This window comes from Vibrio sp. 10N.222.46.A1 (genome assembly GCF_041473595.1).
In the GTDB taxonomy this organism is placed as follows: domain Bacteria; phylum Pseudomonadota; class Gammaproteobacteria; order Enterobacterales; family Vibrionaceae; genus Vibrio; species Vibrio tasmaniensis_A.
Genome location: NZ_JBFRSN010000027.1, coordinates 1 through 8,993 on the forward strand (window position 1 = coordinate 1; position 8,993 = coordinate 8,993).

Annotated in this window: 7 protein-coding genes and 1 pseudogene; 2 read left to right on the plus strand and 6 right to left on the minus strand. The window is 46.2% G+C overall.

Going from position 1 to position 8,993, the window contains the following annotated elements; translation table 11 throughout:
• Positions 1-112 precede the first annotated feature (112 nt).
• Positions 113-826 carry an oligogalacturonate-specific porin KdgM family protein gene (locus AB4496_RS01180; RefSeq protein ID WP_009848608.1) on the plus strand — a complete coding sequence of 238 codons (714 nt, stop codon included), beginning with the start codon at positions 113-115 and terminating at the stop codon, positions 824-826.
• A 249-nt stretch (positions 827-1,075) separates the two neighbouring features.
• Here AB4496_RS01180 and AB4496_RS01185 read toward each other — a convergent pair whose 3' ends face one another.
• Entirely contained in the window at positions 1,076-1,516 is a 441-nt protein-coding gene (locus AB4496_RS01185; RefSeq protein WP_029223113.1) for a DUF411 domain-containing protein, read from the minus strand.
• Positions 1,506-4,289 carry a copper-translocating P-type ATPase gene (locus AB4496_RS01190; protein ID WP_102257962.1) on the minus strand — a complete coding sequence of 928 codons (2,784 nt, stop codon included), beginning with the start codon at positions 4,287-4,289 and terminating at the stop codon, positions 1,506-1,508. Before AB4496_RS01190 ends, AB4496_RS01185 begins: the two co-directional genes overlap by 11 nt.
• Before the next feature lie 318 nt (positions 4,290-4,607).
• On the opposite strand from AB4496_RS01190, the gene gltX reads away from it, so the two are divergent.
• The gene (gene gltX / locus AB4496_RS01195) at positions 4,608-6,035 is read left to right on the plus strand and encodes a glutamate--tRNA ligase (protein ID WP_102257961.1); all 1,428 of its coding nucleotides are present in this window, start codon (positions 4,608-4,610) and stop codon (positions 6,033-6,035) included.
• An 83-nt stretch (positions 6,036-6,118) separates the two neighbouring features.
• Here gltX and AB4496_RS01200 read toward each other — a convergent pair whose 3' ends face one another.
• From AB4496_RS01200 to AB4496_RS01215, 4 genes and pseudogenes are all read right to left on the minus strand, one after another.
• Positions 6,119-7,342 (minus strand): beta-ketoacyl-ACP synthase, encoded by a 1,224-nt coding sequence (locus tag AB4496_RS01200; protein ID WP_102257960.1) that lies wholly within the window; start codon positions 7,340-7,342, stop codon positions 6,119-6,121.
• Positions 7,339-8,064, minus strand: a complete 726-nt coding sequence (locus AB4496_RS01205) for a 3-ketoacyl-ACP reductase FabG2 (RefSeq protein WP_102257959.1) — start codon at positions 8,062-8,064, stop codon at positions 7,339-7,341. Before AB4496_RS01205 ends, AB4496_RS01200 begins: the two co-directional genes overlap by 4 nt.
• Positions 8,061-8,525: a hotdog family protein gene (locus AB4496_RS01210; RefSeq protein WP_054548132.1), complete on the minus strand. Its 465-nt coding sequence runs from the start codon at positions 8,523-8,525 to the stop codon at positions 8,061-8,063. Before AB4496_RS01210 ends, AB4496_RS01205 begins: the two co-directional genes overlap by 4 nt.
• Positions 8,518-8,993: pseudogene (locus AB4496_RS01215) on the minus strand (beta-ketoacyl-ACP synthase); the annotation flags it as partial. The gene AB4496_RS01210 and the pseudogene AB4496_RS01215, both read right to left, overlap by 8 nt.

The following is an 8,993-nucleotide window of genomic DNA, read 5'->3' on the forward strand; positions in this document are numbered from 1 at the left end:
AATTCGAGCAAGATAGATTTCATGCCAGGGAGGCTACCAATTACTCAAGCGGCGAAGGTGAATGATATACCGAAGATATGTCGCTGAAAAATTTAAACTAAGGCAGTTTACTATGAAAAAAATTATCGCTCTAAGTGCACTTTCTCTAGCTTTCGCTTCTAGTGCTTTCGCTGGTTCTTCTTACGTTACAGGTAATATCCAATTTCACGACGATGGCCGTATCCACGGTTCTGATATGACTTCGACTCTAGAAGCTGGCCACACGTTTGACAACTCTCTAGGCGGTTTAACTGTTTACACTGAGTTTGATGGCATCCAACTTGGCGACCTTGAAGGTCTAACTGCTGCTGAAACTGGTGGCGACGCAACAACTGGTCAAGCAAATGCATTCATCACTGTTGGTGGTGAGCAAGCTTTCAATATCACTGACAACCTATGGGTTGCTGCGGGTTACCAACATGTCTTCTCTGCTGGCGAGAGCATTCAGTTCCGTCCATTGGTTAAAATTGGCTACAACTTCGATAACGGTATCTCTATTAGTAACCGTACTCGTGCACACATCGATGACACTTCTGCAGATGCAGACACTGATTACCGCATGGATAACCGCATTGCTTACTCTGTAAACGAAGACCTAGCGCTGAGCTACAACAACGTATACATGATTGATGCTGAAGCTATGGATCACGAGCTTCGTGCAACATGGACTCGTCAAGGTGTTCAACCTTACTTCGAATTCCGTAGCCAAGCTAACGGAGTTGATTTCGCGAACGGCGCGTCTAAAACAAACAACGCATTCGTATTCGGTGCATCTTACGGCTTCTAAGCTGATTCACTTGGCTGCTTAATCGATTAGATTATTAGCCAAGTGAGTTTCTTCGCTAATTAGCTTTTTTGTTAAATAGAGTTTTTGCTAACTAGCGACGAAAACATAGTGGTACTAACAGCCCGGTTGGTGCCGCGACAAGATTTGCTTTACTGTCCAAAAGCAAAGAGCCTAGTAAGTAAACCACAGTCTTGGGTTTACTTAATGCTAGGCTCTATTTTTATTACTGTTCGTAGGTCTATTTACGCTCTATTTTCCGTTGTAATGACGGTATTCAAACACCTGACCTTTCTCGTTAAACGCATACACAGAATACTCGTCTTTCTTATCGCCATACTCCATGCCCGGAGAGCCCATTGGCATGCCTGGAACCGCCAAGCCAATCGCATTGCGTGGTGGGTTCTCTAAAAAGGCTTTCACGTCCTCTGCAGGAATGTGCCCTTCAAATACGTAACCGTCGATCTCTGCCGTATGGCAAGAAGCCAGTTCTGGCGTTACTCCTAACTTCTGCTTGATTGGGTTCATGTCATCATGGAGTTTCTCTGTGACATCGAAACCTGCGTCTTGCATGTGTTCTGTCCATTCTGTGCAGCAGCCACAATATGGAGACTTATGGTTTAGTACATTAGTAGCGAGAGCTTGTCCTGAAATTGCAGCGAGTGCAGTAAGAGTCATAACTTTACGAATCATGGTGAACCTCATGAATTTGGTTTTTGTTGATATTATAATGAGTGGGTTTGAACAATCTTAATCTGTTGGCATTGCTGACTACGGTGATTGATGACATCGCCATCGCAGCGCCTGCAACGACAGGGCTAAGTAAAAATCCAAAAAATGGGTAGAGCACACCAGCCGCAATTGGAATACCTAACGAGTTATAGATGAAGGCACCAAACAGGTTTTGCTTCATATTTCTCACGGTCGCCTGGGATAGCTCGATCGCATTACTCACAGACAGTGGCGACGAGTTCAGCAGCGTCATTTGCGCACTTTCAATCGCCACATCACTACCACTGCCCATTGCGATTCCTATATCCGCTTGAGCAAGAGCTGGTGCATCGTTAATACCGTCTCCTACCATGGCAACGCTCTTATATTGTTGTTGAAGCTGAACAATATGCTGAGCTTTCTGCTCTGGTAGTACTTCCGAGATAACCTCGTCGATACCGACGTTTTTACCTATTGCTTGAGCCACAGAGTCGTTGTCGCCCGTTAATAGTACGGTGTGAATTCCGGCGGATTTTAGTTGAGCAATGGCTTGTTTGCTATCTATTTTTAACGAGTCTGAAATGCCAAATATGCCTTCCAGTTTTTGATCGATTACAACGAAGATGGGTGTCCATGCTTGTGTACGACAAAGCTCGATGAAATCCGCGCCAATGTCTGTATTGACACCTAATTGGGTTAGGAACTTAAGCGAGCCAACTTGCACGTTCTTGCCGTTAATTATTGCCAGTACCCCAAGCCCTCGTTGGTTTTCAAATTCGCTGTGGGGTAGTGCTGAAACTTGTAAGCTCTCAGCATATTGGCAAACGGCTTTCGCTAATGGGTGTTCTGACCCTACCTCTACCGAATAGGCGTAAGCCAGCAGTTCTTGTTCTGATAAGTCGCCATAAAAGGCCTGCTGAACGGTTGGTTTACCTTGGGTTAGGGTGCCTGTTTTATCAAATACGACAGCATCAATTTTGCTTGCAGATTGCAACACATCTGCATCCTTGATCAGAACACCAAACTCAGCGGCTTTGCCAACGCCAACAGTAATAGAGAGCGGTGTCGCTAAGCCCAATGCGCATGGGCAGGCGATGATTAGCACTGTTGTTGATACCACTAGCATGTAACTTGCACTCGGTTGTGGTCCAACAAAAAACCAAACTAGGGCGGCAATGGCTGCGATCGCGACCACAACTGGTACGAAAACGGCAGAAATAGAGTCGGCAAGCTTCGCAATCTCAGGCTTGCTGCTTTGTGCTTGGCGAACCATCTGAATGATTCGAGTCAACATGGTGCTTGAGCCAATCCCCGTAGCTTCAATGATTAAGCTGCCATCACCATTAATGGTACCTGCTGAAACGCCATCATTAATCGATTTAACGTTGGGAAGCGGTTCGCCAGTCAGCATCGATTCATCGATATAAGATTCGCCAGATACCACGACACCATCGACAGGGACTTTTTCTCCTGGCTTCACTCGAACTTGCATACCGACTTGAATGGCTTCTACAGCGATGGTTTGCTCTTTGCCATCGACGATAACCACCGCTTTTTGAGGCTGTAAGTTAATCAGCGCCTGCAAAGACTTAGTGGTGCGAGCTTTGGCTTTGGCTTCAATGTAGTGACCCAAAGAAATTAGGCCAACAATCATTGCGCTCGCTTCAAAATAGACATGGCGCGATGGTTCTGGGAACCATGATGGAATAAGCACAACCAACATTGAATAGAACCATGCTGCGCCAGTACCTAAAGCAACTAACGTATCCATGGTTGCACGCTTGTGCATCAGTGATTGCCAAGCGTTAGTAAAGAAGCTGCGTCCTGAGGTCGCAAGCAGTACCAAACAGACAACACCTATTAAGCCCCAAGCCAATTGGTCGTTAAATGTAGCAATAGTCATGCTGCCACCAAACAGACCCCACGCCATCAGCGGAGCACCGATAAGTAGCGCGCTTACTGAATTATTTAGGAAAGCTTTTTGGGTACGAAGTTGTTGTTCTTGCTGTTTTTGTTGTTGAGTTGCCGCGTCATCAACGAACTCGGCACCATAACCTGCGGTTTTTACCGATTCTATGAGAGGGCTTTCGATGACGCTACGTGTTTCAGATGTGAAGACTAAGGCTGTCTGTTCGGCGAGGTTGATCTGAGCTTGGTCGACGAACTCATTCTTTTTCAGAGCTTTCTCTACCGAAGAAACACAACTCGCACACGTCATTCCCTCAAGAACAAGGTGATAGGTATATTGGCTAGCCGCAGGTTTAGCTTGTGTCGGTTCCACGGGCACTGTTTTTTTATCGTCTTCTGATTCTTTATTAGATAAAGGCTCATTAATTTCAGAGTAAGGAGTTGCGTGATAACCCACACTTTCGATTAGCTCAATAAGCTCGGATTCTGAAAGCAGACTAACCAACGACAATTCATGTTTGCTGACTTCTAGGTCTGAGATTTGCTCGGTCTGCTCAAGCGCTTGTGTCAGCTTGTTCACGCACTTACCGCAGCTAAGACCGGATAACGAAAGGTGCAGTTTATTGCCCATGCTATAACCAAGCGTCGCTAACTGTTGGTTGAGTTGAACGTAATTAAAAGGAGTAGAAATATCGATGTGGGTCGGCGATATATCATTGATCGTCGTGTTGTCGAATTCGCCAAACAGTGTGCGAACTTTCTTCGCACAACCCATGCAATTTAGGCCGTTGAGCATAGCTGTGTAATGGTTCATATCGATACTCCAATTCTCATCTACGCCTAACATAAACCTTCCCGTAAGGGTAAGGTCAAACATAAATTCAAGAATTTGATATTTGCTGGAATATTGAGTGATGGAATAGATGAGGTTTATCGCGAGCGTGGCGAGAATTTGCCGTTTTAGAGCATTTGACATGTGCTTGAGCTATTGGTTTGCTCCTTCTACGATAGCTTTCGTACAAGATCAGCGCATTAATCATTCACTACTGATTGTAGATTTAAGCGGTGGTGATAAAATAGCGCCCAAAATTTAGTGATATTTTTCTGTTGCAGGCTTTGTAATGGCAATCACTAAAAGAATCACCTACATAATCAAGGTATTTAAATGACGGTTAAAACTCGTTTTGCTCCTAGCCCAACTGGCTATCTTCACGTTGGTGGTGCACGTACTGCACTTTACTCTTGGCTATTCGCTAAGAATCAAGGTGGTGAATTCGTTCTGCGTATCGAAGACACGGACCTTGAGCGTAACTCTCAAGAAGCGGTTGATGCAATTCTAGAAGGCATGCAATGGATGGGTATGGAATGGGATGAAGGTCCTTACTACCAATCTAAGCGTTTTGACCGTTACAACGAAATGGTTGATAAGCTACTTGCTGAAGACAAAGCTTTCAAATGCTATGCGTCTAAAGAGCTGCTTGACGAAATTCGTGCAGAGCAAGAAGAAAACAAAGAGATGGCTCGTTACGATGCGAACCACCCTAAAATTGTTGCAGCAAACGAAGCAGCAAAAGAAGGTGATGCGTGCGTTATCCGTTTCCGTAACCCTAAAGAAGGCAGCGTAGTATTTGATGACCAAATTCGTGGTCGCATTGAAATTTCTAACAGCCAACTTGATGACCTAATCATTCGTCGTACAGACGGTGCACCAACATACAACTTCGTTGTTGTAGTGGATGACTGGGACATGGGTATTACACACGTTGTACGTGGTGAAGACCACATCAACAACACACCTCGTCAAATCAACATCTATGAAGCACTAGGCGCGCCAGTTCCAACTTTCGCTCACTGTGCAATGATTCTTGGTGATGACGGTGCGAAACTTTCTAAGCGTCACGGTGCTGTTTCTGTAATGCAATACCGCGACGAAGGTTACCTACCAAATGCACTAAACAACTACCTAGTTCGTTTAGGTTGGTCTCACGGTGACCAAGAGATCTTCTCTCAAGAAGAGATGATTGAATTCTTCAGCCTGAACGCTATCAGCAAGTCTGCTTCTGCATTCAACACTGATAAGCTACTTTGGTTGAACAACCACTACATCAAGACTTCTGAGCCTGAGTACGTTGCTAAATACCTGCAATGGCACCTAGATGCACAAAAGATCGATACAATAAATGGCCCGGCTATCACTGAAGTGATCACGCTAGTTGGCGAGCGTTGTAATACGCTTATCGAACTTGCTGAACAGTCTCGTTACTTCTACGAAGATTTCTCTGAGTTTGAAGCTGGCGCAGCGAAGAAGCACCTACGTGGTGTTGCTAAAGGCCCACTAGAGCTTGCTCTTGCTAAGGTTGAAGCGCTTGAGGATTTCACTACTGCAAACATCAAAGATGGTGTGATTGCAGCAGTATGTGAAGAGCTAGAGGTCGGCATGGGTAAAATCGGTATGCCACTTCGCGTAGCAGTAACAGGTGGCGGCCAGTCTCCTTCTGTTGATGCAGTGATGGAGCTTGTTGGTAAAGAGCGCGTAATCGCTCGCATTAAGATGGCTCTTGAGTTCATCGCTAAGCGTGAAGCTAACGCTTAATTGAGCATTAGCTAGATTGAAAAAAGGGTCAGTAACTTGGTTACTGACCCTTTTTATTTGTCTTGAGTTTTATCTAGCTAAGCTCAGATTTTCTTGAAGATGATTGAAGTGTTGATTCCGCCAAAGGCAAAGTTATTACTCATTACATACTCAACATTCAATTCGCGACCAGAACCTGTAATGTAATCGAGTTTACCGCAGCGAACGTCGATGTTTTCAAGGTTCAATGTTGGGCTGAACCAGCCGGAATGCATCATTTCTAGGCTCAACCAAGCCTCAATGGCACCACATGCGCCAAGCGTATGACCAAAGTAGCTTTTTAATGAGCTGATTGGCACTTCACCAAAAATGTTCGCGGTCGCATTACTTTCGGCAATATCGCCTTTATCTGTTGCCGTTCCGTGCGCCGAAACGTAACCAATTTTTTCAGCAGGAAGCTGTGCATCTTTCAGCGCTTTCTCCATACAGATTTGCATGGTTTCCATCTGAGGTTGAGTCACATGAGCTGCATCGCAGTTGCTGGCAAAACCGATGATTTCCGCGTAGATCTTTGCGCCACGAGCCACAGCATGTTCATACTCTTCAAGAACAAGTGTACCTGCGCCTTCACCGATAACCAGGCCATCGCGCTCACTGTCGTAAGGGCTAGGGGATTTTTCTGGCGTGTCGTTTTTTAAACTGGTAGCAAAAAGGGTATCGAAAACGGCAGATTCGGTTGGGCATAGCTCTTCACCACCACCGGCAACCATCACGGTTTGGTAACCGTGTTTGATTGCTTCATAGGCGTAGCCAATCGCTTGGCTACCTGAAGTACAGGCACTGCTGGTGGGAATCACACGTCCACGTAAGCCAAAGAATAGCCCGACGTTGACCGCCGCGGTGTGTGGCATCATCTGAACGTAAGTCGTTGCGGTGATCGCTCGTGTCGATTTCTCGTTAAGCATCACGCCAAATGCACCAACAGCGTCTGTACTGCCGGTTGAAGAACCATAGGCAATGCCTGTTTCGCCATTAGTCAAAACGTCGTGGCCAATCAGCCCTGCTTGCTCTAGTGCATTTTCGGTCGCCACTGTTGCTAGGCGAGACACACGGCCCATACCACGTACTTGTTTACGCTTATAGTGCTTAGGTAGTTGGAAGTCATCGATTGGAGCTGCAAGCTTAGTGTTTAGGCCATCGTACTGCTCAAAGCTTGGCATATACTGGGTCGCATTTTCACACGCTTTTAGTTTTGGCTCGATGTGCTGCCAATCGTTGCCAAAAGCGGTAACGCCTGACATGCCAGTTACAACAACGCGGCGGGTCATACTAAGCCTCCATTAACTGAAATCACTTGGCGAGTTACGTAGCCGGCAATATCCGACATTAGGTAGCTGATTAGGCCGGCGACTTCTTCTGGCTCGCCCATGCGGCGCAGTGGAACTTGAGGCAGCGCATGCTCTTTTACATGCTCATCAACCATCCCGGTATCGATTAGACCAGGAGCGACACAGTTTACCGTTATCTTGCGTTTTGCGAGCTCTAGAGCCAGAGACTTAGTTGCGCCAATCACACCTGCTTTTGCTGCGGCGTAGTTGGTTTGACCGCGGTTACCCATGATGCCGGATACAGAAGCCAGAGTAACGATTCGACCGCCTTTGCGTTTTTGAACCATTGGCATCACGCACGGGTGAAGTACGTTGTAGAAGCTGTCGAGGTTGGTATGGATAACACCATCCCACTCTTCTTCCGTCATGGCAGGGAAGGCCGTGTCACGAGTAATACCGGCATTATTCACCACACCATAGTAAGCGCCGTGTTCGGCAATATCTGACTCAAGCGTTTCGCGACATTCGCTGCGATTGCTGATATCAAATTGGATCAGACGTCCTGCAGCACCGAGCTCAGTGATCGACTTTAATGTGTCTTCAGCACCTTGCTTGTCACCCATGTAATGAACGGCGATTTCAAAACCGTCTTTCGCGAGTTGAATAGCGATCGCTTTACCAATGCCTTTGCTGGCACCTGTGACTAAAACCTGACGGCTCATGATGGGCTCCTAGTTTTCATTTCTTGTAATTTTTGTTCGGTCGGCACGTAGACGTTGAGTTGGCATTGAGCCACTAACTCGCCTTGGTCTTCGACTCGGGCGGTAAACACGGCCATGCCACTGTCTTCCATGAGTTGTTCAGCATAGATATCAAGGGTTTGACCTTGAGTAAATTCATCACACAGTGACTTGTAGCGACGAGAACCGAGTAAGAAGCCGATTGGAGGAGTAGTGCCGTTTTTCAGCGCATGGTATCCAGACCAAGCTGCAACAGACTGCGCCATAAACTCGATGCCAACATAAGCTGGGACCGTTTGAGATTCGGCGTCAAAGAATAGGTTGTGCGCGCCAATATCGACCTGGCAGTGAATCGACAATGCCTCAACGTTGATAGCTCGATCGATTAATATCATCGGATCATCGTGTGGGAGAAGTTGGTCTACAGAAGGGATATCAGTCATTTATTACACCAAAAATCAGGCTAATGTTATTGCCACCAAAAGCGAACGAGTTGCTTAAGATGTTCTTTACTTTAAGTTTCTGGGAACAGTTTACCAAATCAATCTCAATATCTTCAGCTTTATACTGACATTTTTGTAAGGGGAGTGGTAAGTCATATTTTAGAATATGCCACGCAATTGCAGCCTCTATCGCACTTGCCGCTCCAAGAGTATGTCCTGTTAGAGGTTTGGTTGAACTGACGGGAACCTTGTTTGCAAAAATACGATGGATGGCTTTGCTTTCCATTGAGTCATTGAGTGGGGTTGCGGTGCCATGGGCATTAATATAACCGATGTCTTCTGCTCGTAACTGTGCAGAACCTAACGCCTTTCTCATTGCTTGCTCTGCGCCATTCCCTTCAGGGTGGGGCGCTGAAATATGGTGTGCGTCGGAGCTGTCTCCATAGCCTAATAGGGCTATATTCGAAG

Coding starts and splice junctions, on each gene's coding strand:
- AB4496_RS01185 (WP_029223113.1), bottom strand. CDS start 1,516: ATGATTCGTAAAGTTATGACTCTTACTGCACTCGCTGCAATTTCAGGA.
- gltX (WP_102257961.1), top strand. CDS start 4,608: ATGACGGTTAAAACTCGTTTTGCTCCTAGCCCAACTGGCTATCTTCAC.
- AB4496_RS01190 (WP_102257962.1), bottom strand. CDS start 4,289: ATGTTAGGCGTAGATGAGAATTGGAGTATCGATATGAACCATTACACA.
- AB4496_RS01200 (WP_102257960.1), bottom strand. CDS start 7,342: ATGACCCGCCGCGTTGTTGTAACTGGCATGTCAGGCGTTACCGCTTTT.
- AB4496_RS01180 (WP_009848608.1), top strand. CDS start 113: ATGAAAAAAATTATCGCTCTAAGTGCACTTTCTCTAGCTTTCGCTTCT.
- AB4496_RS01210 (WP_054548132.1), bottom strand. CDS start 8,525: ATGACTGATATCCCTTCTGTAGACCAACTTCTCCCACACGATGATCCG.
- AB4496_RS01205 (WP_102257959.1), bottom strand. CDS start 8,064: ATGAGCCGTCAGGTTTTAGTCACAGGTGCCAGCAAAGGCATTGGTAAA.